Source organism: Vibrio sp. bablab_jr001 (genome assembly GCF_016464285.1).
GTDB classification, from domain to species: Bacteria; Pseudomonadota; Gammaproteobacteria; order Enterobacterales; family Vibrionaceae; genus Vibrio; species Vibrio fluvialis.
In genome coordinates, this window is sequence record NZ_JACDWZ010000082.1 from 1 (window position 1) to 25,399 (window position 25,399).

Here is a 25,399-nt window from a genome sequence, read left to right on the forward strand (position 1 = left end):
GCAAGCCAAACCTCAGGTTGATGGCCCGATGATTGCCACAGTCGTTGGCCCAGAAGGCGAAGAGATCTTCTGCGATGAACACGGCCGTGTAAAACTGCATTTTCCGTGGGATCGCTACTCCAACGGTGATGAGCACAGCTCCTGCTGGGTGCGCGTCTCGCAAGGTTGGGCGGGCAGCCAATACGGCATGATTGCCATTCCGCGCATCGGCCATGAAGTGATAGTGTCGTTTCTCAATGGTGACCCGGACCAGCCGATTGTCACCGGCCGTACCTATCACGCCACCAACACCGCGCCGTATACGTTGCCAGACAACAAAACTAAAACCGTGCTGCGCACCGAAACCCATCAGGGGCAGGGCTATAACGAACTCAGTTTTGAAGACCAAGCAGGCAGTGAGCAAATTTACCTGCACGCACAGAAAGACTTTGACGGCCTGATTGAAAACGACCACACCCGTGTGATTAAGCACGACAAACACCTCACGGTGGAGAACGATCGTTTTACTCAGATCAAAAACAATCAACATCTGACGGTGGGCGGCGAAAGCCGCACCAAAATCGCGTTAGATCAAAGCATTGAAATCGGTGGATCGCTGCATCAGAAAGTGGCCGATAAGACCATTTTTGACTCTGGTAACGAAGTACACCTCAAAGCAGGCAATAAGTTGGTCCTCGATGCGGGCAGTGAACTCACCATCAAAGCCGCAGGCAGCTTTATCAAAGTCGATGCTGGCGGCGTGCATGTGGTCGGTTCTGCAATCAACCTCAACTCTGGTGGCAGCGCAGGCAGCGGCTCGGGTTATGGTGGGCAAGCGGCTGAACTGCCTAGTGGCGTTGAAGCTCAAGCGGTGCCAGAGGAAATGCTATGTGCTCCAATGTCAGCGACGATGTCGAGTCTACTACCTGCTGTCGCTACATTGGACTTACCTGTAATAGAGCTTTGTCAAAAAAGAGCAGATGGAAGTTGTCCAAAGGCGAATTGCGAGTGTACTCAATGAATAGCGAAGAAAAGAACTATCTGCTTGTCGTCGATACACTTCGCGTGACTGACGCTAAAAAAATATGTGCTCAGGAAGAAAAAGAGTGGGAACCATTGTATTTAGGAACTGATTGGCAGCCGCAAATTTCGAATAGCCCTATATGGATCAAAGTAAACCCTCTGGATGAATTATGGCAGCGTTGGGAAAATGACCTAAATTGGGCAACTAGTGCAATTATCTTTGTTTATCAGAATGATAAAAACATTGAAGATGTGGTCAAGTCATTACAAAAAAATATTACAGCAAGAAGTGAGGATGGGCGTCTATTCCTCTACCGCTTTTATTCCCCCTATACATTATCTGTTGTCGCTAAATATGGAGATGAAGATGTTATCAATGCGACTTTAGGATTAACGGAAAGCGCATGTTTCTCCCCCTCTTTAAGTGATGAATATGTTTCTTCGATTGTCAGAAATACACATCGCGATCTGGGACAAAAACAACTTTCACTTCCTAGTGCACTTATTGAGGAATTATTACAATGAGCACACATCTTATCCAACCCGGCGATACGCTCTCTGTATTAGCCAAACGTTACAATACCGATGTTGCTACTTTACAGCGGTTGAATGCCCAGCAGATCAAAGATATTGATCTGATCTACAACGGTAATACTTTGGTTTTACCCGAAGTCTACGATGTGGCTAGTGGTGAGCGGGAGGCTAAGCAAATTTTATCGAATGAGCGGCTTACCCTCTCTGAATGCAGTGTTCCGCAATTTGTTGATGCTTTATATGTCCCCGAGCATCCAAACACCAGAAAACAGATGCTGATCCTGCTCACAGAGGAGGCAAAAAAGTATGTGCTTGAGGATAACAAGCGTTGTAAAGCTGCTTTACAAGGCGATAAAGAAACCGTTCTTAAACAGCTCACCAAACTGGGCGTGATGGATCAATTCAATAGCATCGCCCATGAAGCTTTTTTAAAGCATATTGATGAACAGAAAGCCAAGGATTATCGAGAAGCTTTGTTGGAACACATGGCCTTATCCCACTGTTACCAAAATAATGTCCTGCAATTTCCTTCAGAAAATGAGCGTATAGGGCTCAGTCGCATCATTGCACGCCAGCAACAGATTGAAAAACAATATGAAGAGACGTTGCGTGATATTGAACAACGCTCTCAAGGCTCAAGTTGGTTCATTGATGGTGAATACGCTACGTTAACTAAAGATGCGATTGCTGGTGCCGAAACTCACCGAGTTTCACAACTCAAAAAATTACAGAAGTCTCTGATAAAGCAGCTCGAAAAAAGCATTCAACGCTTTGAAAAAGAGGCGATGGATTTTGCTGCCAAAACAAGTCTTGAAGAGCAAGGTAAACATTACCAATTTTCTGATAAGCATGCCTATTACTCCTCAAACGTTGAGCTTAAAATTTATAACGCATTAGAAACTATCAAAAAAGAACGTAAAAAAATTGGGTTATGTGACGATATCGACCGTGCAGATTTAACCATTTCTACCGCGATACCCTCATTAAAAACCGCGTATGAAAGTTATCAGTATTGGCAAGGCACTGCGCATAAGGTTTTAAATCGTCTAAGGAATCAAACGCTAAGATGGGAACCTAGGGCCTTTTTCACTATTACCAAGAGTGATAACCGACTGCAGAATCCTGATTTTTATGCTGCGGTGTACCACCTGAATCAGACGGGAACAGTACTCAAAGAGCAGTGCTTAACGGAAGATGAGCTATTTAAAGGATGGGAGCGAGTAGAGCAAGTACGGATTGCGATCAAAGAACAACGTGCCAGTATTACTGATTTAAACAACCTTCTGGGGAGTATTAACAAACAGAGCCCGATTGCCAGTTCCATGGGATACTACTGTGTTTATGTGCTAAATTTGCTGTTACTGCAAGAAGTCGCGCTGCGAGTACAAGATTTTGCTGAACGGTTGGGCGAGAATGCGCAGTATGCTCAATACGTTAAAAGTTTATTGCGTTACGCGGAAGCGGCGCAGCAACGTTGTGAAAATCTTTTAACACTGGCCACTCAGAAGGCCAAAGCTCCCCATTGGGATTACCTGAAAAGAGACATTACCTTTATCGGTGATGTTCCAGTTTGGGATGATTCATCTCGCACGGTGTTAATTCATGAAACACAGTGGCAACCTCAAAACCTCAATAACCAGATTTTTGCCAATAGTGGTATTAATCAGCGAACCGTAGTGGAATGCGCCCTCTCTTCTGATCCAACGACGGCGCTTTATATCTTGTCTGATAGCCCAGTGCTTTCTGCTGATGTGGCTGAAAATAAAAAATGTACCTCGGTGATTTCGTTAAATCTGGCCACATCAGCTGCACGGGAGAAAGGCAAAATCACGGCAGGGCTCAAAAAGGCACTGGGCAGTGAATCGGTATTGAAAAGCCTCAAATTTGAGCAAACCGCAACTTGGGCTAACGTTGAAGACATTGTGTTTCCTTGGCAAACAAAACGTTTTGAAAATGAAATGTTTGGCATTAATACTGCTTACGAAACCAGCGGCGGCGTCCAGTTTGCTCGTTATGTTCATAGCGCTGAGGTGAAAGTTGATCATGAACTGATCAAAGCAGACTCCTCTACTCTGGTGAAAATCGATCTGAATGCCGGTTTTTCATTGGCCAGTGCTGAACGCGTCTTCACGATACGATTCCCTAATGCAGGAGCTTTGCCATTAGATATTCCCTATCGTGTCAGAGAGAGTAGCGAACAGCAAACCCAAAACATAGGCACAGCAGTATTGATGATTGAAGGCAAAGCTTATGGTGTATTAGGAGCAAGCCTTAAGTTGGGGACTCAACTGCATATTGGCAATATTGAAGAAACTCGCGAGGGGTTTGGAAAACGTCAAGTAAAGCCACTTGGCATCAAGGGGACGGTACCAAGTCGCGCCGATTACAGCTCTTACGCTGTATCATCCTTGGGGACTCGCGGCAGCAATGACAACGCGATTGGCGCAGGCATTAAAGCGGAAGCCTCTGCCTTTGCGGGGCTCGAAGCCGGCGGTATGTTGAGCTGCAAATACGATTGGACAAAAGATCAAAAATCGCCACCGCAAAACCTGTTTAAAGTCAGTCAAGATTTTAAAATGAGCCTAGGCATTGGCTATGAAGGTGTGCTGCAATGCACCTTCCAAAATGGCCGCTTTATTTTTATCACTGCGCTGGGAGCCAGTACTGGGCTGGGGATTGGCGGTAAGTTTGCCACCGAACTTAACCCAGCGGCTGCGAACGATTTTTTCGCCGCTTTACTCGCGGTGATGCAAAATTCAGGCTTCCAACGTTTTGAATTTTTCGATGAATCGGGTGAGGTTAATACCTTTGCCGCGTTTAACACAATATTGACTGTGGCGGCGGCTTTTGGCCTTACGGTTGGGCAAGTGATGATGTTACCCTTTAACATCATCACCAATATGGAAAAGCAAGCCAGCGATAAAGATAACGCTTATTTTGTGGCGAACTTTTTACTCTCGAAGGAGCATCAGCGAGAAAACCAACAGTGGATTGCCAATATGCCCGCAGAAACGTTAGCTAAGCTATTGTCGGTATTGGTCCATTATAATGATATTCCAGTATTTACCCTTTTTAAGGATACTTCGCTTGAGCGAGATAAAGCCGCCACCCGCAATGAAAATCAGCGTAAGGCGATCAACCAAATATTACTCTGGTTAGGAGGCGAAAAAGCCAATCAAAGTGGTATGCGCCGTTTTGAAAATGCGCTGCAGCGCATGGGGTTGGCTGATCCGACTCAATTAGATAAAACAGAGCAGTGGTCGCGTTACGCAAAAAATATCTTGATTTTACGTGATTTCTTTATCAAAGCCTTTTCTCAACCGTATGAAAATCCAAATGACCAAGATAAAGCCACATACATGAGATCACTAAATACTGATTATGCAGAGTTTAAAGATTACATGTTCTGGCTGACACAAAATAATTTAATTTTAGAAAAAAACACCTTGAGCTCAGAGCGCCGTGCCCGTTTAAGTACCGAATACACCGCACTGCCTGCCAGTGATAAGGCGCAGCTTGAACACTTAAAAGCTAGGGGCTACCGACTTGTTAACTGGTTACCAGAGAAATAAACATGAAAAAAATTATCGTTATTTGTTTAATGTTACTCCACAGCGCCGTTTGGGCGAATGCCCCTATCGAGCAGGGTATTCGTCTGTTCAATCAAAAAGAGTACCAACAAGCGCAGCAAATCTTTCAGCAGCAATCCGATGCGGGCAGTGCTTATGCAACGTTTTGGTTGGGAGTGACCCAGTACAAGAACCGCCAGCACTTTGAGGCGGGAGATACTTTTTTAAAAGCGGCGGAGATGGGCGACCCATGGGCGATGGGAGTTCTGGGGGATGTGAATCTTTATGCTAACAACCCTTGTAAGTTCCTTGGTTGGCCCTGTGATGAGAAATGGCTAACGAAAGCCAAGCAGGGATGGAAAGTACTGGCAGAAAATGGTAATGGCAAAGCTGAATTTGCTCATAGCTCTACAACCCGAGATTGGTGGGAATATATTCCATTTTATCGTCAGAGCCGATATCAAGAAATTGCCATTAGAGGAACTCGTAATGGGGGCTATCGATTCTTAGATCACAATATCTATTGGGATTCATTTGAAGACAAGCTACCGTATTTCAAGTTTGCCGCCAATCAAGGTTATGCACCAGCAATGGTTTCTCTTTATTACACTCAATTATACGATGGTAATGTTGAGGGGGCACTTAAGTGGATTAATGAGGCTATTCAACTTGGTTATCCTGCCGCAGCTCGAAGCTTATATTACGCTTATTCTCTAGGTGAAAAAGATGGTTCTGGAAAATTAATTATTCAAAAGAACGCTAAAAAAGCCTATTTTTATAACCGCGTTTCAGGAGCCTTAGGTGGCGAACAACAAGAAGACACTAGAATTACGCACAAGATGCGAGTCAAAGATGGTCGCCCTATGACAACTGAAAATGGTGAACCGGTGTTTGAAATTCTCGTTACTGAGCAAGAGCAAGCGGAAATGGATAAACAAGTGGCTGAATTTGTGAAAGACATTAAGCCTAATCTATTTTTGGATGAAACCTCGATTGATTTATTCTAATGCTTAAGCGCCCTTGCTTGAGTTCGGGTATTAGGGCGCTTTTTTCTTTCCTCTCTTTTCATCTACACTTATCTCCTCAATTGAGACTAAGGAAATCTTATGGTTACAGCGTTGTATGCCGTCATTTTGGCTGGTTTATTGATAGGGTTGGCGGTGCAGGTGATCAAGCAGCGTCGGCGCCATCAGGTGAAGTATATGGATGGGGGAGTGAATGCGTTGACTTTGGCGCGCAGTGCGCAGGGCAATGCCGCGGAGTACATTCCGATCACGTTGATTTTGATGGGCTTCGCAGAGTTCAACGGCGCGAATGTATGGTGGCTGCATGCGACTGGCATCGCTTTCATTCTCGGTCGTTTGCTGCATGCCAAAGCCATCTTAAACGATCAACTTAAAGGCCGCATAACCGGAATGAAACTGACTTTTAGCGTCATGATTATACTAATGGTGCTGAATCTGATTTATCTGCCGTACGGCAAACTGTTCTAATCACTCCTTTACATGAGGGTGCAGTTTATTCTGATAGTCAGGTAACTGCGCTCTCAATCCTTCAAAAGTATTGAAAGCACTCGACACCGACAATTTGTTCGCCAGCCAATTCGGTAACATGCCGCCCGGATCGGCAAAGGCGGTATAGTCGATATGCGTCATCCCATTGGTTAGCTTTTCTAGTGTCCAGGTGGCTTTCACGGCCTTGATTCGCACAAAACCTTCCTGCTCAGGATACTGATCTGACGCATCCTTGATGGTCAGTACCAACGCGCCTGCAAACTGCTTGAACTGCGAATAAGTCACCATATCCCTGTCTCTGGCTGGCCAAGGGGCCGCAAAGCGTGTGTAGACGATGTTTTCGTTGTCCGATATCTGTTTGAGCACACGGCTGGAGTCCACATTATCAATCCAGTTCGGAACATTGCTGCTGTCTTCCAGGAGTGTCATAAAGGCTGCGTACGTGGTGTTTACAAACATCTGCGCGCGAATCTCGACTAAACCGTCACGATGCTTGCGAGTTTGGATAGTGATGCCATCCTGGTTTTTAGCCATTTCCCAAGGAACTGGTTGAGCCGTTTCGGCCCAAGAGATCATCGGAAGTAGCAGTAAAAGAGCGCTCAGCCAATGTGCCAACATAAGGTTCCTTGTTTTGCGAAAGAGTATGAATTTCAGTCGGGTACGTCCAGCACCCTGACTAAGCGTAGAGCGAAATGAGGGCTTCCTGCAACTGCGCAGTTAATGCTAACGCCAAACAAGGACCTTGGTCATAACAAAAGCAGAGAAGTTCTCTTTAGATTGCGTTCTCCGCCGTACAGGGTGGTATGGGCGGAGAACAAAATCGTGCGTCAGATGAGCTGGAAGCTGGAGAGAATAAAGATGCCCAACGTGCACGAGAGCAGGGAAAATACGGTGGTCAACGCGATGATGTTGGCGGCCAACGTTGCATTCCCGCCCATCGCCCGAGCCATGACGTAACTTGCGGCTGCGGTTGGTGACGCACTCATCAGGAAAATCAGGCCTAAATCCATACCACGGAAACCATAGAGCAGTGCGGCGCCTGTGATCATCACGGGCGAGAGCACCAGTTTATAGGCGGTAGAGAACCAGGCTGAACTTTTGTCATCTTTGAGTGAACGCATATCGAGTGAACCACCAGTGCACAATAGCGCCAGTGGCAGAGTCATGTTGGCGAAGTAATGTCCGGCCTGAGTGACAATGTTGGGGATAGGCACGGCCAGAAAGTAGCACACCACACCGAGCATAATTGAAATGATCAACGGGTTTTTGGTCAGCGTTTTAACGATGAGTTTGCTCGCTTGCACCCCTGTGGTTTCACCTTTGGGTGTCAGAGCGATGACGGCTTGAATGTTATACAGCACCGTTGTCGAGGCAACATAAATAGCAGCCAGAGCCACACCCGCATCTGAATAAGTATTGGCGACATACGCGAGGCCAATAATAGCGGTATTGGCTCGAAAGCCACCTTGAATGATCACCCCTTGGTCGCGCGGGTCTCGAAAGGCGCGCTTGGTGGTAAAGGTGGTGAAGAGGAAAAACGAAAAGTTGGCCACCAAACCGAAGATGATCAGCGCGGCACTGGAAGAAAAGTCGTGCTTTGAACCCACAATACTGAGAAACAACATCGCAGGCAAAGTGACCTGAAATACCATACGGGATGCAACTTCAATAAAGTTTTCGTTGATCAGATTCATGCGTTTAAACATCACCCCCAAAACCAGCATGAGGCAAATGGGGCCAGTGATCGACGCCGAAAACTGCAGTTGCTCTAATATCCCTTCCATATCAATCCTTTGACCGTGGTCGCAATTTCACCATTCTTTCACAGATTTCTAAGAGCGAGAAATCAAATTTGCAAAATAGAACGAACGTGCTAAAAATAGAGCGTAATGCAATTATGGTGGCCAATAATGAGTAAAGGAAGAATCACTCGAGAGAATATATTGCAGACGGCATTTGAGCTGGCGAGCGCCAATGGCTTAGAGAGTCTGACGATCGGTGAGTTGGCGAAAGAATGCGGTATGTCCAAAAGCGGCCTGTTTGCACACTTCAATTCCAAAGAGAATCTGCAAATTGCCGTGTTGGAGTTTGCCAACCAGACGTTTATTAGTCGAGTGATCTCACCAGCCCGCGAACTTGATGACGGTGATATCGAGAGAAAACTGCGTCGGATTCTGGACAACTGGCTGGGCTGGAACCAATCGTTTCAGGGCAGTTGCATGTTTCTGGATGCGTGGAAAGAAGCGGTGCACACCGATTGTGCAATTCAGCAGACGCTGAAAGCGTCGATTTCGAGCTGGATTCATTATTTGCAGATTCAAATCCACAAAGGCATAGAGCAGGGACAATTTGTCGCTCATTTGAATGCTCAGCAAGCGAGCTATGAATTGTATGGGCTCTATCTGAGTGCGCATCTGTTTTATTCACTATATGGACAAGAACAGAGTTATCAACACTTTTGGCAGGGCGTGGATGCGCTGCTGGCGCGCTGGAAAAAGGCGTGAAGAATTTGGTTAACTCGCTTTACGTTTAGCGAGTTGGCTTGAACACAAAAAATTTTACCAATAAAAAGCACGAACGTTCGTTTTTGTGCTGAAGGATCGAATCATGAGTGAGAAGATTTATTTCAATACGTCCGGCAAGTTCAGCCTGCGCCGCAGCCTAGTTAACTGGACAACCCGTTTGCACCATACTCTGGCTCCGGCGCATGCTCGTAAAACGGCACGCAAGGTACTGCTAACTCCAGCGCGAATGACGGCGAAGAATCACCCGCCAAAAGGCATGATCAAAAGTCAGGTGGAGTCTGCGGAAGGTAAACTGAGCACTTACCGCTTAGGAGAAGGTCCGGTGTGGATCCTGACTCACGGTTGGTCCGGGTCGTCGAGCCAGTTTTTCCCGCTGATGGAGCATATTGCGGCGCAAGGTTTTACGGCGCTGGCTTACGATCATCCGGCGCACGGTGAAAGTGAAGGGGCATTTGGTCATGTGCCGGCATTTGTGCGTGGCCTGGAAGCGATTCTCGACAGTGAACCTGAGTTTGTCGGACTGATTGGCCACAGTATGGGGAATGTCACTGCGTTGGAATGTCGTCATGCCAAACTGGAACGTTGTCCGATGGTGCTTATTGCTCCTGTTCTGGATTATCTGGATAACTTATTTGGTACGGTAGCCCGTTCAGGATACTCCATGCGTCTGTTTGAAGAGGTCGTCAACGAAGTACAGGACGAGTATCGCTATCCTATTCATTCTATCCAGCCCTACCAGAGCCTTAAACAGCGTAAAGCGCCAACCATCATTGTCCATGATGAAAAAGACCGATTTGCTCGCTACGCTGAATCTGATAAGGCGGCGCAGGAAATAGAAAGTGTCACCTTGATTACTACTAAAAATCAAGGACATGGACGAATTATGAAAGGGAATGAAGTTAAAGTGGCATTTGAACAAATTGTTAAAAGTATTGATTAGCTCAATCGTTTGAATTGAAGCACGTATTTTTCCAAATTGTTAAAATTTATGGTGTTGGGATTTCTATTTATTTCAATGTGTTAAATTGTAAGTGATAGTTTTGATAGGCTTAACAATTTCGCAATAATTATTATCTCCTCGTTTGAATCTGTGTGATGATCGCGAGTGCCGATTGGCCTCCTTAAGGAAGAATAATAATGAATAGAAATGATAGTGTCCCTTTACCCCACAATACCCGAGAATGGTTTTTTAACCGCAACAGCCTGATCATCCTTGCCGATGTCGCGCTGTTTTTTATCCTTTTTAATACCCTGCCATTTGAGCCAAATGTCGTTTTAGGTATCAGCATGCTCGCGTTTATCGCTGTGCTGTGGTTGACCGAAGCACTGCACGTGACGGTAACCGCAATACTGGTGCCTATCATGGCCGTTTTGTTTGGCGTGTTTGATACGCAGGCCGCGCTCAATAATTTTGCTAACTCGATTATTTTCCTGTTCCTGGGAGGCTTCGCGCTTGCTGCCGCGATGCACCGTCAGGGGCTGGATAAAGTGATCGCTGACAAAGTCCTGATCATGGCTCGCGGCAAAATGAGTGTCGCGGTGTTCATGCTGTTTGGCGTCACTGCGGGTTTGTCTATGTGGATCAGCAACACAGCGACCGCGGCGATGATGCTGCCACTCGTGCTTGGTGTACTGAGCAAAGTCGATGACGACCGTGGTCACAGCACTTACGTTTTCGTGCTACTTGGCATTGCATACAGCGCCAGTATTGGTGGTATTGCGACCGTTGTGGGTAGCCCGCCAAACGCCATTGCAGCGGCAGAAGTGGGTCTGTCGTTTACGGATTGGATGAAGTTTGGTCTGCCTACCACAATCATCATGCTGCCGATGGCGATTCTGGTGTTGTATCTGGTTCTGAAACCAGACCTGAGCGGCCACTTTGAGCTCAACCGTCAGCCAGTTCTGTGGGACAAAGGTAAAGTGGTCACACTGGCGATTTTTGGTCTGACCGTGTTTCTGTGGATCTTCAGTAAACCCGTCAACGCAATGTTGGGCGGCTTTAAGAGTTTCGATACCATTATTGCGCTGGGCGCGATTGTCATGGTGAGCTTTGCGCGCGTGGTGCACTGGAAAGATATCGAGAAAACGGCGGACTGGGGCGTGCTGCTACTGTTCGGCGGCGGTATTTGTTTGAGTAACGTACTGAAACAGACGGGTACCAGTGTGTTTCTGGCCAATGAACTGAGTGCGATGATTGCCGACCTGGGCCTGCTGTTCATCGTGCTGGTGATTGCCGCATTCGTTGTTTTCCTGACGGAGTTTGCCAGTAACACCGCCAGTGCTGCGCTGCTCATTCCGGTCTTTGCCAGCGTGGCAGAAGCGTTTGGCGTATCGCCAGTACTGCTTTCTGTGTTGATTGCCGTTGCGGCTTCCTGTGCGTTCATGCTGCCAGTGGCGACTCCGCCGAATGCGATTGTGTTTGCAACGGGCCATATCAAGCAGAGCGAAATGATGCGTGTGGGGATGTTCCTCAACATTGCCTGTATTGCGTTGCTATCTGCTATTGCGATGTTCTTCTGGCAATAAGAAAAAGGCGGAGCTGGGCTCCGCTTTTTTTATGGATGCTATTCGGCGTTGGTGCGCGTCAGTCCAAACACCACATGATCAACGACGCGCCCGTTCAGATTCTCTGCCCGGGTAATTATCCCTTCCTGATTAAATCCAAGGCGCTTGGCAACTGCCTGACTCGCCAGATTACCGCTGGCGACAGCCAGTTCAACTTTCTCCAGTTGATAGGCGTTAAATGCAAGGTCAATCAAACGAGAAACGGCCCGGGTGACAATGCCTTTCCCCTGGTGTTCTTGTGACAGCCAATAACCAATACGGGCTTTCTGTAAATCGCGGTTGATCTCTTGCAGGCTGCAGTTTCCAACCAATTCCCCACGATAAAACATCGCGCAGACGACGACTTTGCCGTCGGCATAGTCGTGCAGCATATTCTGGATAAAAAGCTGGAAATCCTGCTCTGAGCGACAATAAGGCGGCCACGCCAACCATTGTGACAAATACGCCTGCTGTTTTGCGACTATTTGGGCATACAAAGGGGCAAACGATTCTTCAATGAGTGCCAGCTGTACGTCGTCATCGACCATTAGGGTAAACATTCTAACCACCTGATTTTGTCTGTTATTTGTCCGGCATGTTGCCGCGCAGAGTAGCATTTTGCGTGCGATGCTCAAAGTTTATTCGTACGTTATATTGAAATGAAACTTGTAGCACATGGTTTTCGTCACGTTATGTAGAAAAACCTCAAAAAAAATCAGGAATAAACTGCCTGTTTGTATTAATCTCGAGAAACATAATTATTCAAAAATTTTTAGTGTCAGTTAACAATATGGAATTGCATGCTGAAGACGTCAGCGTCGACTTGCGTCGGGTATTATTGGGCATCGCCCAAGCATTGGATGCGGTGGGGTTCGATGAACTTCATCATAGCCATCGGGTAGGTTATATGGCTTATCGGTGCGCTCGGTTAATGGGCTGGGATGAAGAACAAGCGCAATTGGCTTTTTCTACAGGCCTGGTGCATGACTGCGGCTCCACTCAGTCCTCGGCTTCAATGCCGTTGATCTTTCCCCTTCAAAGCGGCAGTTTTGCCCGTCATTGTGAAAAAGGCTACAAGCTGCTGCTGGAATGCGCGCCGCTTTCGTGTTTTGCCACACCGGTTCTTTATCACCATACGCCGTGGAGTGAGTTGCAACATTTACCTATCGCAGAAGCCGACAAGGAGCTGGCAACGCTCATCTGTCTGGTAAACCGTGTTGATCACCTCTATCGCCATCAACCCAAGGATAAGTTTGGTAACTTAAACGCCGAGGCCAAATTGTCCATCGCGCATCAACTGCAGCAGCATTCCGGTACGGTGTTTGAAGCGAACATGGTGCAACATATGACGGAGCTGGTGGATAACGATGATTTCTGGTTCTCGATGAACCCACGCCATATCGAGGCCAAGATGATGCATCTCGATTCGGTGCCTTTCTTTTCCAGCAATATCGGTCTGGATGAAACCATCGCCATTGCAGAGCTGTTTGCCAAAGTGGTCGACGCCAAAAGTACGTTTACTTTTCAACATTCGCTCAAAGTTGCGCAGCTCTCGAAGTACCTTGCTAAACAGCTCGCCTATTCACCCAAAATGCAGAAAATGCTTTATCTTGCTGGTCTGGTGCACGATATCGGCAAGTTGTGTACGCCGGATGTGGTGTTACACAAGCCCGGCAAGCTGACGGCGGAGGAGTACACCTGCATCAAACGTCATGCAACGGATACTCGCTTCATTCTGCAAGGCATAATTACTTCACCGCTGATTAACGAATGGGCATCAAATCACCACGAGCGTCTCGATGGCTCGGGTTATCCGCTGGGCAAAATCGCGCAAGAATTGGATCGGCCGAGCCGTATTGTTGCTCTTTCGGATGTGTTTCAGGCGCTGACGCAGTCGCGCCCTTATCGGGAAGGCATTACCTTGCAGCAGGCGCTACAGATTGTCGGGGAAATGGTTGACGCCAACCAGCTGGACCGGGAGATTTTTGATTGTCTGACTCAGCACGCCGATTACTGTTATCAGTTGTCGGTGGATGATGACATCGTGATGCAATCACAAGTGATGTAACCAACGATTCGGGCTCCTATTGGGAGCCCGAATCGTATCGAATAATGCGTGACCAGCTTATTGCTGATTCACATACTGTTTGAAGCGGGCTTTGGTTTGCGCGTCGGCTTTACCGTACCAGAAATGCAGCATCTCTTCGGCGGTGGTGTCGCTGGTGCTGCCGTTTGCTGATGTCGGTTTGACATACTGAGTGGTGATCGCTGCCGGGCCGCCAGTCATGTTGTATTCCAGCGTTTCTTGCTTGTAATCGCGGCCAATCTGCATGCCTTCTTTGATCAGGCGATCCTGCTTCATCTCAATGGCGGTACCTTGTTGATCTCGTAAAGTCCATTCCATCGATTTGATGCTGCGCTCGGCATCCGCAGCATTGCGAAACTCCGGCATGTCGAATGAAATGGATTGATCCGCGGCATTGAACTTGGCAATGACTACGTCGCTTTCTACACCAACACGGTCATTACCTTGAGTGAAATAAGGGTGGTAGCGAAACACGATTTGTTGCTGACCATCTTCCATTTCAACCTTTTTCGATGATGCAAAAAAGCCACCGGAAGTATTCGGTTTGCCACCATTGACGACCAAAAGATCAATAGTATCAGGCACGTCCAAAGTAACGGTCGCTGCAGCAGAAGCACTGAAAACAATAGCCAAAAAACATGATAAAGGTTTGATTACATTCATTAGTTTTATCCTTTTAACCGCTTGCGCGTAGTGTCATGAGAGGGTGCCGATTGTGGCTGAGAATTGCAAGTTTTCATGGTTACGGAGTCGTGAATTTCATCAAAACTTAACACGTCATTTCACTTACTGTGATGATGAAGATGTGAGCAGTCCAGCAAAGTATGAAAGAGACGCAAGCCAAACGCTAAACCGCTGCACTATAGTGATTTCATGACTCAGCAACCGGAGATGACGCAATGGACTTCAACGCAACGCACGACATTAAGTTAGTGTTGTCGTCTTGGTATAACCTCGATTACTGCTTGTCTCTGCTCAGCAAAACCTCCTCTCTCGCTTAAATTCCTCGCCCATCGAACGGGCTTTTTTCTTCTGCCGCTGTGACGGCATCCCAATCAATTGAACTTTGTCTGCGCGTTTATCTGCGCGGGCGAAGCGATAAAGGTATTTAAGCATGAAACGTATTCCTGAACCGTTCCGCATTAAGATGGTGGAACCGATTAAAATGACGACTCTGGCCGATCGCGAGCACGCACTACAAGAAGCGGGCTTCAACCCTTTTTTGCTGCGCAGTGAAGATGTTTATATCGATCTGCTGACCGACTCCGGTACTGGCGCCATGAGTGATAACCAGTGGGCGGGGTTGATGCTTGGTGACGAGTCCTACGCGGGCAGTCGCAACTATTACAACCTGTGTGCGGCGGTTGAACACTTCTTCGGTTACAACCTGACCGTTCCGGCGCATCAGGGACGCGGCGCTGAGCAAATTCTGTTTCCAGCCCTGATTGAACGCATGCGCCAGGTGCGCGGCGGCACCACGCCGGTCTTTATCTCCAACTACCACTTCGATACCACCGCTGGCCACATTGAGCTGAATGGCGGCAAAGCAGTCAACGTGGTGACGCAGGAAGCGTTTGATACCACCACGCCGTATGACTGGAAAGGTAACTTCGACCTCGACAAGCTGCAAACCACCATCGATCAGTATGGCGCCCACAACATCTGCGCCATCATCACCACGATCACGTGTAACAGCTCGGGCGGGCAGCCAGTGTCAATGGCGAACATGCGTGCGGTGTATGAGATCGCCGCTCATCACGATATTCCGGTGGTGATCGATTCGGCGCGCTATTGTGAGAACGCCTATTTCATTAAGCAACGTGAAGCGGGTTATGCGGATAAGCCGATCCTCGACATTATCCGCGAGATGTATCAGTACGGCGATATGCTGACGATGTCAGCCAAAAAAGACCCGATGGTGAATATTGGCGGGCTCTGCTGCATTCGCGACCATGAGGAGCTGTTCCAGGCGGTGCGTACACGTTGTGTGCCGATGGAAGGGTTTGTGACTTACGGTGGGATGGCCGGACGCGATATGGAAGCGCTGGCTCGTGGTCTGTACGAAGCGGCGAACGAGGATTTTCTGCATTATCGTATCAGTCAGGTCGCGTATCTGGGCGAACGCCTGCGTGAGGCAGGTATTCCGATTCAGTACCCAACGGGTGGTCATGCGGTCTTTGTTGATGCGGCGAAGATCCTGCCTCACATTCCGGCTGAGCAGTTCCCGGCGCAAGTGCTGTGTAACGAGCTCTACCTCGAAGCGGGCATTCGCGCGGTTGAGATTGGTTCGCTGTTGCTGGGGCGCGATCCGCAAACGGGTGAACAAAAGCCCGCTGAGCTCGAGCTGATGCGTCTGACCATTCCGCGCCGTGTCTACACCAACGATCACATGGACTACATTGCTGATGCGATTATTGAGCTCACCAAGCGAGCCTCAAGCTTTAAAGGGCTTGAATTTGCCTATGAGCCGCCAGTTTTGCGTCATTTTACCGCGAAATTTCGCCCGTTATAATTGATAGTTCTTACACTAATGCCCTCTTTTTAGAGGGCTTTTTTGTTTTTGGTATCTTGTAAAGAACTTCATTAGCTCAAAAAAATAATTTTGCCTTCCTGACTTTGTAAAGATTCTGAATTCTTGGCTTAGAGTAGAATTTGCTATGTAACACGGTGAATTTTCGCCACAAAATGCTCGTTGTGACTCGAAAAGCGTTTTAATTTTTTTTCAAAAAAATAAAGTCTCCCAAATACTGAAGCCGATGTTCTTCAAAGCCTTACTGAAGAGCAGCCAACTCATGTTGAGTACAATCTGCAAGGAACGAGAGAAATAGATATGAATCGTATTACTCTGTGCGCCGCAAGTATTGCGCTGGCTCTGTCTGGAACGGTCTTAGCGGCTCCGGCGGCACCAAGTATTGATGTCTACGGGTCGAACAATCTGCAATTTTCAAAAATTGAGCTCGCGATGGAAACCACCGCTGGCTACAACCAGATGGTGAAATACCACGACGAAGCACCAATCTCCATTACGTTTAACCAGTGGAGTGGTGAAACGGGCAACACTTACAAAATTTATTTCGACGGTCAGGAAGTGGCTTCCGGCCCGATTTCTGGCAGTCAGACGACGGCTAACTTCACTTACAGCAAAGGTGGTTTGTATACGCTGGAAGTGGCCGCATGTGACGACACTGGTTGTAGCAAAAGTGCACCCGCTGAGCTGACCCTCGCAGATACCGATGGTTCGCATCTCAAACCACTGACTATGAATGTGGATCCGAACAACAAAACTTACACCACCGATGCGAATACTGTGGTGGGGACCTATTTTGTTGAATGGGGCATTTATGGCCGTAACTACACCGTGGATAACCTTCCAGCGCAAAACTTAACGCACATTCTGTATGGATTTATCCCGATCTGTGGTCCGAACGAGTCGGTAAAATCAGTCGGTGGCAACAGCTACAATGCACTGATGACCGCATGTCAGGGCGTGCCGGATTATGAGGTAGTGATTCATGACCCTTGGGCTGCATATCAGAAAAGCTTCCCGCAGGCCGGTCATGAGTACAGCTCTCCGATCAAGGGCAACTACGCCATGATGATGGCACTGAAGCAGCGCTATCCGGATCTCAAGATCATTCCTTCTGTCGGTGGCTGGACGCTTTCTGACCCATTCTTTGATTTCACCACCAAAGCCAATCGTGACACGTTCGTTGCATCGGTGAAGCGTTTCCTCAAAACCTGGAAATTCTTTGATGGTGTAGACATTGACTGGGAATTTCCGGGCGGTGACGGCGCGGCGCCAAACCTTGGTGATCCAGTGAACGATGGCCCGGCTTACGTTGCTCTGATGCAAGAGCTGCGTGCCATGTTGAATGATCTGGAAGCGGAAACAGGTCGCACTTACGAGCTGACTTCTGCCATTGGTGTCGGCTACGACAAGATCGAAGACGTGAACTACGCCGATGCGGTGCAGTACATGGACTACATCTTTGCGATGACATATGACTTCTACGGCGGTTGGAATAACGTACTCGGTCACCAGACCGCGCTGAACTGTGGCACGTTCATGCGTCCGGGACAGTGTGATGGCACGGGCGTTGATGAAAATGGCGAACCCTACAAAGGCCCGGCCTATACCGCTGACCGTGGTATTCAGCTTTTGCTGGCTCAAGGTGTCCCAGCCAACAAACTGGTACTGGGTACGGCGATGTACGGCCGTGGCTGGGATGGTGTGATGCCGTCAAGTCTGACGGATCCAACCGATCCGATGACGGGGGTTGGCAATGGCAAACTGACCGGTTCGACGGCGCAAGGCGTATGGGAAGCGGGTGTCATTGACTACAAAGGCATTAAAGCCAACATGTTGGGCGCGGATAATACAGGTATCAATGGTTTTGAGTACGGCTACGATGCTCAGGCGGAAGCGCCTTGGGTATGGAACCGCACCTCTGGTCAGTTGATTACCTTTGATGATGACCGTTCAGTGAAAGCCAAAGGTGCGTATGCACGCAGCCTGGGCTTGGCTGGTCTGTTCTCGTGGGAAATCGATGCTGACAACGGCGACATTCTGAATGCGATGCATGAAGGGTTAGCTGGCGGAACTACTCCGCCTGCGAATCGTGCACCAACGGCCAATGCAGGCGCTGCTCAGACGGTGACAGGTCCGGTAAGCGTGACTCTGGATGGCAGCGCGTCGAAAGACAGCGACGGCACGATTGCCAGCTACCTGTGGGAGCAAACATCAGGTGCAGCGGTAACGCTGAGCAATGCCAATGCCGCTCAGGCAAGCTTTACTGCGCCGGAAGTGACCAGCGAACAAGCGCTGACCTTTAAGTTGACTGTGACGGATAACGAAGGTGCAAGTGCATCGGCCAATGTGACTGTGACTGTGAAACCGGCGGGCGGCAATGAGAACAACGCACCAGTGGCTGCGGTAAGCGCTCCGGCGCAGGTGAACGCAGGTGAAACGGTGGTGGTTGATGCTTCCGCTTCGAGTGATGCGGATCTCGACACTCTGACGTTCAACTGGAATATACCAGCAGGTCTGAACGCGACGGTAACCGGCAGCACAGTCACTTTCGTGGCGCCTGAGTACTCGCAAGATACCACGTTGAGCTTCACGGTGAGCGTGAGTGATGGCCAGGCGAGCGCTTCGGCCAGCACCAATGTCGTTGTTCTCAAAACCTCAAGCGGTGGTGAAACCTGTGACAACCTGTGGGATGCAAGCCAAACTTATGCATCACCGGGTACCATTGTTGCGTGGCAAGGACAACTGTGGTCAAACAAGTGGTACGTAAACCCTAACGAAGCATCACCTGATCAATCGGGTGAGTGGGGAGTGTGGCAACTGGTCGGCCCGGCAGACTGTTCAACCAACTGATTAAGTATGTCATTTGTTCTAAAGGCTTCGCTTCGGCGGGGCCTTTTTCTTTTCTGTGCGAAAAAGAGAGTTGCGAAAATTCGTTTTCAAGTTTAGTGTTATATACATGTATAACACCATATCGGTAATGTGCAGTGACAGAATGGCAGGACAACCAACCGATTTTTCGCCAACTGGCGGACAAGATCACCGAGCAGATTCTACAAGGTATCTGGCCTGAAGGTGAGCCGCTTCCATCGGTGAGAACCGTATCGGCCGACCTGAAAATCAATCATCTGACGGTGATGAAAGGTTATCAGTTGCTGGTGGATGAAGGCTTGGTAGAAAAGCGTCGTGGACAAGGCATGTATGTAGCCAGTGGCGCACTGAATCAATTGAAAACCCAGCAGCGACAACAATTTCTCGAGCAGCAGATTCCGCAAATAGCCGCGACGCTGACTCAGATAGACATGTCGCTGGAAGATTTTATGCAGCAGTTAAAACAATATATTGAGGACGAGCAATGAATCCGTATGTTGAAGTAAAACATGTGTCGAAGCAGTACTCGGCTTCACAAGGTGAAAGCGCCTTGCAAGATGTCAGTTTCACACTGAAATCGGGTCAGGTGCTGGGTTTGCTCGGCCATAATGGCGCGGGGAAATCGACCTTAATCAAAGCGTTGCTTGGCGCTCACCATTACCAAGGCGACATTCAGATTTTTGGTCTGGAACCGATCCATCAACGGGCAAAAGTGATGGAACATCTGGCCTACATCTCGGATGTGAATGTGCTGCCAGAATGGATGACCGTCAAACAGCTTCTTAAATACACGTCGGGGGTACATCCGGGATTTTCGCTAGACAAAGCGCACTCGGTGCTGGCCAAAACCGATATTCGTTTACACAGTAAGATCAAGGCGTTGTCTAAAGGGATGAAAGTTCAGTTGCATCTGGCTCTGGTGATTGCCACGGACACCAAAGTGCTGATTCTGGACGAACCGACGCTGGGGCTGGACCTGATTTATCGCGATACGTTTTATCGTCATCTGCTGGAATGGTTCCACGATGGCGAACGTGCGCTGATCATTGCCAGTCATGAAGTGTCGGAAATTGAACACCTATTGACGGATGTACTGATTCTGAAACAGGGCAAAGTGGTGTTGCAGGAGAGCATGGAACAGGTGGAGCAGGGGTACTTTGTGTTGGAAACGCCAACATCCATGACGCAGCAGATTGCGGCGCTCAACCCATTGTCGTCTCAGGTCGGACTTGGCACCACGAAGTGGCTGCTGAAAGCACAGTATCGCAATGCTGTCGAAGGGCTAGGCCATATTTACAGTGTAAAACTGGCAGAGCTGTTTTTGGCGCTGCAGAAGGAGAACGCATAATGCATGCTTCCGTCTACATGTTAGAAAAAGAGTGGATCGAACACAAAGCGGTGAGCCGCATTCCATTGTTCGTGCTGGTGTGTGTGCTGGTACTGTTTGCCGGTATTTTGAGCAATGGCAACGTTCAAAGTAATCTCTCGTTTGAAATGAGTTACAGCGGATTTGACAACATGGATCTGCAGTTTGTCGATGAATTCAGTTCGCTGATCGTCGTGCTGGCCGGCGCGCTGTCGATCATGTTGAGCACGTTGTACATTCCTAAAACGTTGCGTAAAGAGCGCCAGGAAGGCAGTTCAATGTTCTGGCGTAGTATGCCTGTCAGCAATCTGATGACGCACGGCGTGAAACTGACCTTTGGTTTGTTGGTGATACCGGTGATCTGTTCAGTGCTGGTTATCGCTTCGGATTTGATGTTCTGGCTGGTGAATCTGGCCACTGATGATGCCATTCCACTGCTGATGCACCAACGCTCACTGCTGTTTGTGCTGACTCACTGGCTGAACTATCTCGGACTGATGCTGTTGGTGGCGCTGGCGTTACTGCCGCTGGCCTGTATCACGCTGCTGATTTCACAGTTGGTGAATTCTCCTATTCTGGTGATGTTTATCGCTGTGTACGCACTGAAATGGCTCAGTCTGGGGCTGTTTGGCAGCGATGCGATCGGCGATTTCTTTCACCAGACACTGGCGTTGCCACTGAATATCCTGACCGATTCCAGTCTGTCACAGGTTGTCGCGCAGATCAGTGTGGCTAACGCGTTGATTTACATCGCGCTGGGCGTGGTAAGTTTTATTCTGAGCCTTAAATGTTATCAGACTGACGAAGTGTCCTGGCGCACTTTATTGCAGCGCTAAAACGCAGAGTAAAGATTCAGGAGGCTTCGGCCTCCTTTTTTCGCCCGTTTTTAATCAGCGATCTTTTGTCCTTCACAATTTGCACATGCAACCGAGCGCAAAGCACGGACAGAAATGGAATTAGCACTACACTTGTGACATGTACCAGCTGGTAAAAGTGATTTTCGTCGGGCAGTTCGCATTTATTTTGAGGCTAGAAATTATAATGCAGACGCCCTGAGGGCGGCTTCATCGTGAAGCAAAATTATAAAGACAATCAGGACAGGGTATGTTCAAAAATCTATCGTTAAAAAATAAGCTGGCCATTTCTGCCAGTGCTGCCATTGTGATCGGGGGAGTGCTGGTTGAAGCGCTATCATTCAATGCGTCTCTGGGACGTCTGGATATCGAGGTTGAACAACGCCTGCAAAGCGTGACCGCCTCTTACAATCAATATGTATCGGATTGGCTCGTGTCGAAACAGCGCGCGCTGACTTCTCTGACCTCGGAAGCCAAGCAGGACGCAATCGTCACGCACCTGAAACAGGTGAAGCACGCTGCGGCATTCGACAACGTGTTCCTTGCATACCCGGATGGCTCGCAGCAAAACGCCAACGGCGCGGTGTTGCCCCCGGACAACAACGATCCACGTAAGTGGGGCTGGTACATTAACGCTAAAGCCAATCCGGCCAAAGTGTTTATGGATAACCCAACCGTTGCCGCGGCTACCGGAGCTAATGTGGTTTCGCTCGGTAAAGCCGTGGACTTGTACGGCCAGCAGTTAGTGCTGGGGGCCGATGTGGAAATTACCGACATTCTCAATAACATGAAACAGGTGGTGCTGCCGGGCTCCGGTTACATGTTTATCGTCAACGACAAAGGGAATATCTTTACCCATTCCAACACCAAATTGCTCAATAAAAGTGTCTCTGAGTTGGGCATCAATTTCTCAGATATTAAGAATGCTCAGCGCTCAGGCAGTGACAGTCGTATCGAGATTGATGGTGACAAATATGTGCTGTTTGCCCGAGCGATTGAAGGTACTGCGCTGAGCACCGTGATTGTCATCAACTACCAGTCCCTGATTTCACCGCTGTTTGATGCGTTGTGGGGCCAACTGCTGGTCACCGCCCTGGTGGTGGTGCTGTGTACCATTCTGTTCAACCTGCTGTGTAATGTGTTGTTCCGTCCGCTGAAAAACGTTTCTGATGCACTGGAGCAGATCGCCAACGGTAGCGGCGATTTAACGCAGCGTATTGTGGTGGAAAACAACGACGAAGTCGGCAAACTGGCCGATAGTTTCAACACGTTTGTCGCCAGTTTGCAGCAGTTGATTGGCCACATTCGACATCAGTCAGAGCAGTTAAGTAATCAGGCGGAACATGGTGCGCAACGTGCGAACTTGTCGGCTTCCGAACTTGGCATGCAGCAGCAAGAGATTACCATGGTGGCCACGGCGGTAACTGAAATGGCATCCGCGACACAGGAAATCGCTTCACATGCAGAGCAAACGGCTCATGCCGCTCAGGACTCCTCAACCAGCACGAATAATGGCCGCACATTGGTTCTCAATACCAAAGCGTCAATCAACAATCTGGCGAATGAAGTGAGCCAGGCCAGCGATGTCATTTCTGTTCTGAACCAACACGCACAAGATATCTCTACGGTGCTGGCGACGATTCAGGGGATTGCGGAACAGACTAACCTGCTGGCGCTCAATGCGGCGATTGAAGCTGCGCGTGCCGGTGAGCAAGGCCGAGGTTTTGCGGTGGTGGCCGATGAAGTCCGTGTGTTGTCACAGCGCACGCATACCTCGACGGAAGAGATCAAAGCGACCATTGATACGCTGCAGGAAACCACCAAACGAGCAGTGGCATTGATGTCGAGCAGCTCCACATTGGCGGCAAACTCGGTGGAAGATGCCGATAAAGCGACGCATGCGCTGGAAGAAATTAACGCGGCGGTGGCGCTGATCAGCGATATGGCGACGCAAATTGCGACTGCGGCGGAAGAGCAAACCCATGTGACCAGCGAAATCACGCAAAACATCACTGCTATCAAAGATGTGACTGAGCAGTTGGTCGAAGGCGCGGATGACAGTTTGAATCAGTCTAATGAGCTGAAACAACAGGCGTCTGAGCTGAGCGCCAAAGTAGCCACGTTCAAACTCGCCTAACTGGGTGTGAGTCTGAAAAAAGCGATGCTTCGGCGTCGCTTTTTTGTTGGGATTTTCTGCATGTTATGCCGATAAAACCACCGCTTTCTGCATAACTCTTCAACGCTTTTTTCGCCAAAAAAATTCGTTCAATTTAGCCAATTTAAGTTGTTTTCTCACTTGGTGAGAATGCAATCCTTTAATTCGAATTAAATTCTCGATATATAAGAATTCAAGTTTGAGCTGAAACACGATAAAGGCTAAAAAAGCAGTCATGAGCGAAATAAAACAATCTGCGAATCAAGTTAACGAGAAATCACTGCAACTGCTGATGCAGGTCGCGGTGAATGACGAGCCGGTTTCGGCCAAAACATTAAGTGAGCAATTGCAGGTGCCACTGAGCAGTTTGTACCGACATCTCAAACTGCTGAAAGAGTGGAACCTGATTGAAGAGAGCCCGCATGACAAAACCTTGATCATCGGTTCTGCGGCCCTTCTTCTGATGCGCAGTTACGAAACCAGCCAGCACAACCTTGATGCGGTCGATGCGGTGTTAAGCCGATTGCAAAAGCAGACTGGTGAAATGGCGGCGTACATGGTGCCAGTCGGTTACCGCGCACTGTGTGTCAGCCAGAAAGAAAGTATGCAGGCGCTTCGATGCAGCTTCGTCCAGGGTCAAAGTCAACCCCTGCTTCGTGGCGCCTCATCCAAAGTTATGTTGGCGTATATGCCTGCGCAGCGTTGTGAAAAGATTCTGCGTTATTTCGGTGAAGATCACCGAATGGAAAAATGGCAAACCGAGCTGGAAAAAATACGCCGACACGGATATGCCGTGAGTACGTCTGAAATTGACCCCGGAGTGTCGGGGATCAGTGCTCCGGTGATGAAAGGGAGTAAGTTGATCGGTGCAATTTCGGTGATGGCTCCTGCCCATCGTGTCGAAACTCACAAACAACGGATCATTTTACATGTGTTGCAGGCCGCGCGAGCGTTGCCACCAGAAAGGTAATTCATCATGTTAAGTTTATTTAAACGCTACCGTCTGAACCGTACTGCGGTTCCACACATCTCTGCTTTTACGTTCATGACCGTGTGTGAACGTGTAAAACCGATGTCACGCGTAGAGTTTGAATTTGCTCAACAAAGTTTAGAATTCGCTTCCGACTGGCTGTATCAACAACAGTCCAATCCGAACTACGCCGATGCCGGGCATCTGGTGTTAGCGGATGCGTCGGATGTTCGTTATCAGGATATTCTGAGCCGTCATCTGGCTCTGAGTTCTGTGCCGGTTGTGCTGGCGAACTGCCATGAGCTTCTGCTCAACGTACTGCCTGTACTGGCGTTGGATAATGAGGAAATTGGCATTATTCATATCGGTCATGATTTCGAACTGAAACAGACCTTAGATCCACAAGTGGGCTCCGTTTACCATTTCGCCTTGTCGCGTTTTTCCAATGCGCGTTTGTTCTGCTTAGGGATCGATGCAGAGCGAGTGCCGAGCCAAATTTGGGAATACGCGGAAGATTTAGGGTGTGATTGGTTAACCGAGGAAGAGTGCAGTTTCCGTAATCGTAGTCAGCTTAAAAGCCAATTGAGCCACTACATTGAACACTGCGATCAACTGGTGCTCTCTGTGGATCTAGCCTCTTTAGTCCAAGGCAATGGCCTGGACGAACATAAAATTCTCGACAATCAGCTGGTGCTGCGCGCTATCCGCCAAGCGGTGATGTCCGGCAAAATGAAAATGATTCAGCTCGTCGGTGCCAAAGACAAACTGATCTACTCCAAACAGACCAAGGAGATTGTCGACGAGTTGTGTAGCCTGTCTGCCGAAGTCACTCAAACTTACTAAAGATTGAGTGCAGTAAAAGCCACCCGATTGGGTGGCTTT

The 25,399-nt window shown here is 48.6% G+C and carries 21 protein-coding genes; 17 read left to right on the plus strand and 4 right to left on the minus strand.

What is annotated here, in order from left to right; genetic code table 11:
* The 5 genes from tssI to JIG40_RS12835 all read left to right on the plus strand — a co-directional run.
* On the plus strand, nucleotides 1-1,000 hold a 1,000-nt coding region (tssI, locus tag JIG40_RS12815; protein WP_199465433.1), incomplete at its 5' end, for a type VI secretion system tip protein TssI/VgrG.
* Complete coding sequence (locus JIG40_RS12820) at nucleotides 997-1,527, plus strand: DUF4123 domain-containing protein (RefSeq protein ID WP_061056030.1); 531 nt, start codon at nucleotides 997-999, stop codon at nucleotides 1,525-1,527. The genes tssI and JIG40_RS12820, both read left to right, overlap by 4 nt.
* Entirely contained in the window at nucleotides 1,524-5,108 is a 3,585-nt protein-coding gene (locus JIG40_RS12825; RefSeq protein WP_199465434.1) for a LysM domain-containing protein, read from the plus strand. Before JIG40_RS12820 ends, JIG40_RS12825 begins: the two co-directional genes overlap by 4 nt.
* Nucleotides 5,109-5,110: 2 nt before the next feature.
* Nucleotides 5,111-6,112 carry a sel1 repeat family protein gene (locus tag JIG40_RS12830; RefSeq protein ID WP_142610970.1) on the plus strand — a complete coding sequence of 334 codons (1,002 nt, stop codon included), beginning with the start codon at nucleotides 5,111-5,113 and terminating at the stop codon, nucleotides 6,110-6,112.
* A 99-nt stretch (nucleotides 6,113-6,211) separates the two neighbouring features.
* Nucleotides 6,212-6,598 (plus strand): MAPEG family protein, encoded by a 387-nt coding sequence (locus JIG40_RS12835; RefSeq protein ID WP_024373929.1) that lies wholly within the window; start codon nucleotides 6,212-6,214, stop codon nucleotides 6,596-6,598.
* On the opposite strand, the gene JIG40_RS12840 is transcribed toward JIG40_RS12835, so the two are convergent.
* Both JIG40_RS12840 and JIG40_RS12845 read right to left on the minus strand, forming a co-directional pair.
* A complete protein-coding gene (locus tag JIG40_RS12840) occupies nucleotides 6,599-7,195 on the minus strand; it encodes an START domain-containing protein (protein ID WP_222761821.1) in 597 nt (198 codons plus the stop codon).
* A 251-nt stretch (nucleotides 7,196-7,446) separates the two neighbouring features.
* Nucleotides 7,447-8,403 carry an AEC family transporter gene (locus tag JIG40_RS12845; protein ID WP_020329593.1) on the minus strand — a complete coding sequence of 319 codons (957 nt, stop codon included), beginning with the start codon at nucleotides 8,401-8,403 and terminating at the stop codon, nucleotides 7,447-7,449.
* 126 nt (nucleotides 8,404-8,529) lie between these two features.
* Between JIG40_RS12845 and JIG40_RS12850 the strand changes: the two genes are divergently transcribed.
* The 3 genes from JIG40_RS12850 (at nucleotide 8,530) to JIG40_RS12860 (ending at nucleotide 11,670) form a co-directional block, all read left to right on the plus strand.
* Complete coding sequence (locus tag JIG40_RS12850) at nucleotides 8,530-9,123, plus strand: TetR/AcrR family transcriptional regulator (RefSeq protein WP_020329594.1); 594 nt, start codon at nucleotides 8,530-8,532, stop codon at nucleotides 9,121-9,123.
* A gap of 103 nt (nucleotides 9,124-9,226) precedes the next feature.
* Entirely contained in the window at nucleotides 9,227-10,084 is an 858-nt protein-coding gene (locus tag JIG40_RS12855) for an alpha/beta fold hydrolase (protein WP_199465435.1), read from the plus strand.
* Between the two features lie 197 nt (nucleotides 10,085-10,281).
* The gene (locus tag JIG40_RS12860; RefSeq protein WP_020329596.1) at nucleotides 10,282-11,670 is read left to right on the plus strand and encodes a DASS family sodium-coupled anion symporter; all 1,389 of its coding nucleotides are present in this window, start codon (nucleotides 10,282-10,284) and stop codon (nucleotides 11,668-11,670) included.
* Between the two features lie 38 nt (nucleotides 11,671-11,708).
* On the opposite strand, the gene JIG40_RS12865 is transcribed toward JIG40_RS12860, so the two are convergent.
* Nucleotides 11,709-12,248, minus strand: coding sequence for a GNAT family protein (locus JIG40_RS12865; protein ID WP_199465436.1), 540 nt, complete (start codon nucleotides 12,246-12,248; stop codon nucleotides 11,709-11,711).
* A gap of 230 nt (nucleotides 12,249-12,478) precedes the next feature.
* Here JIG40_RS12865 and JIG40_RS12870 point away from each other — a divergent pair, with 230 nt between their 5' ends.
* Nucleotides 12,479-13,756 carry an HD domain-containing phosphohydrolase gene (locus JIG40_RS12870; RefSeq protein ID WP_199465437.1) on the plus strand — a complete coding sequence of 426 codons (1,278 nt, stop codon included), beginning with the start codon at nucleotides 12,479-12,481 and terminating at the stop codon, nucleotides 13,754-13,756.
* 57 nt (nucleotides 13,757-13,813) lie between these two features.
* Here JIG40_RS12870 and JIG40_RS12875 read toward each other — a convergent pair whose 3' ends face one another.
* Nucleotides 13,814-14,437 carry a DUF2057 family protein gene (locus tag JIG40_RS12875; RefSeq protein WP_020329599.1) on the minus strand — a complete coding sequence of 208 codons (624 nt, stop codon included), beginning with the start codon at nucleotides 14,435-14,437 and terminating at the stop codon, nucleotides 13,814-13,816.
* A gap of 451 nt (nucleotides 14,438-14,888) precedes the next feature.
* On the opposite strand from JIG40_RS12875, the gene JIG40_RS12880 reads away from it, so the two are divergent.
* From JIG40_RS12880 to JIG40_RS12915, 8 genes are all read left to right on the plus strand, one after another.
* A complete protein-coding gene (locus tag JIG40_RS12880) occupies nucleotides 14,889-16,286 on the plus strand; it encodes a tryptophanase (protein WP_199465438.1) in 1,398 nt (465 codons plus the stop codon).
* 318 nt (nucleotides 16,287-16,604) lie between these two features.
* Complete coding sequence (locus tag JIG40_RS12885) at nucleotides 16,605-19,154, plus strand: glycosyl hydrolase family 18 protein (RefSeq protein WP_199465439.1); 2,550 nt, start codon at nucleotides 16,605-16,607, stop codon at nucleotides 19,152-19,154.
* A 134-nt stretch (nucleotides 19,155-19,288) separates the two neighbouring features.
* Nucleotides 19,289-19,660 (plus strand): GntR family transcriptional regulator, encoded by a 372-nt coding sequence (locus JIG40_RS12890; RefSeq protein WP_020329602.1) that lies wholly within the window; start codon nucleotides 19,289-19,291, stop codon nucleotides 19,658-19,660.
* A complete protein-coding gene (locus JIG40_RS12895) occupies nucleotides 19,657-20,520 on the plus strand; it encodes an ABC transporter ATP-binding protein (RefSeq protein WP_199465440.1) in 864 nt (287 codons plus the stop codon). The genes JIG40_RS12890 and JIG40_RS12895 overlap by 4 nt, the downstream gene beginning before the upstream one ends.
* A complete protein-coding gene (locus JIG40_RS12900) occupies nucleotides 20,520-21,374 on the plus strand; it encodes a hypothetical protein (RefSeq protein WP_020329604.1) in 855 nt (284 codons plus the stop codon). The genes JIG40_RS12895 and JIG40_RS12900 overlap by 1 nt, the downstream gene beginning before the upstream one ends.
* A gap of 268 nt (nucleotides 21,375-21,642) precedes the next feature.
* Nucleotides 21,643-23,529 (plus strand): methyl-accepting chemotaxis protein, encoded by a 1,887-nt coding sequence (locus JIG40_RS12905; RefSeq protein WP_199465441.1) that lies wholly within the window; start codon nucleotides 21,643-21,645, stop codon nucleotides 23,527-23,529.
* 253 nt (nucleotides 23,530-23,782) lie between these two features.
* The gene (locus JIG40_RS12910) at nucleotides 23,783-24,517 is read left to right on the plus strand and encodes an IclR family transcriptional regulator (protein ID WP_020329606.1); all 735 of its coding nucleotides are present in this window, start codon (nucleotides 23,783-23,785) and stop codon (nucleotides 24,515-24,517) included.
* 6 nt (nucleotides 24,518-24,523) lie between these two features.
* Entirely contained in the window at nucleotides 24,524-25,360 is an 837-nt protein-coding gene (locus JIG40_RS12915) for an arginase family protein (protein WP_199465442.1), read from the plus strand.
* Nucleotides 25,361-25,399: the final 39 nt, after the last annotated feature.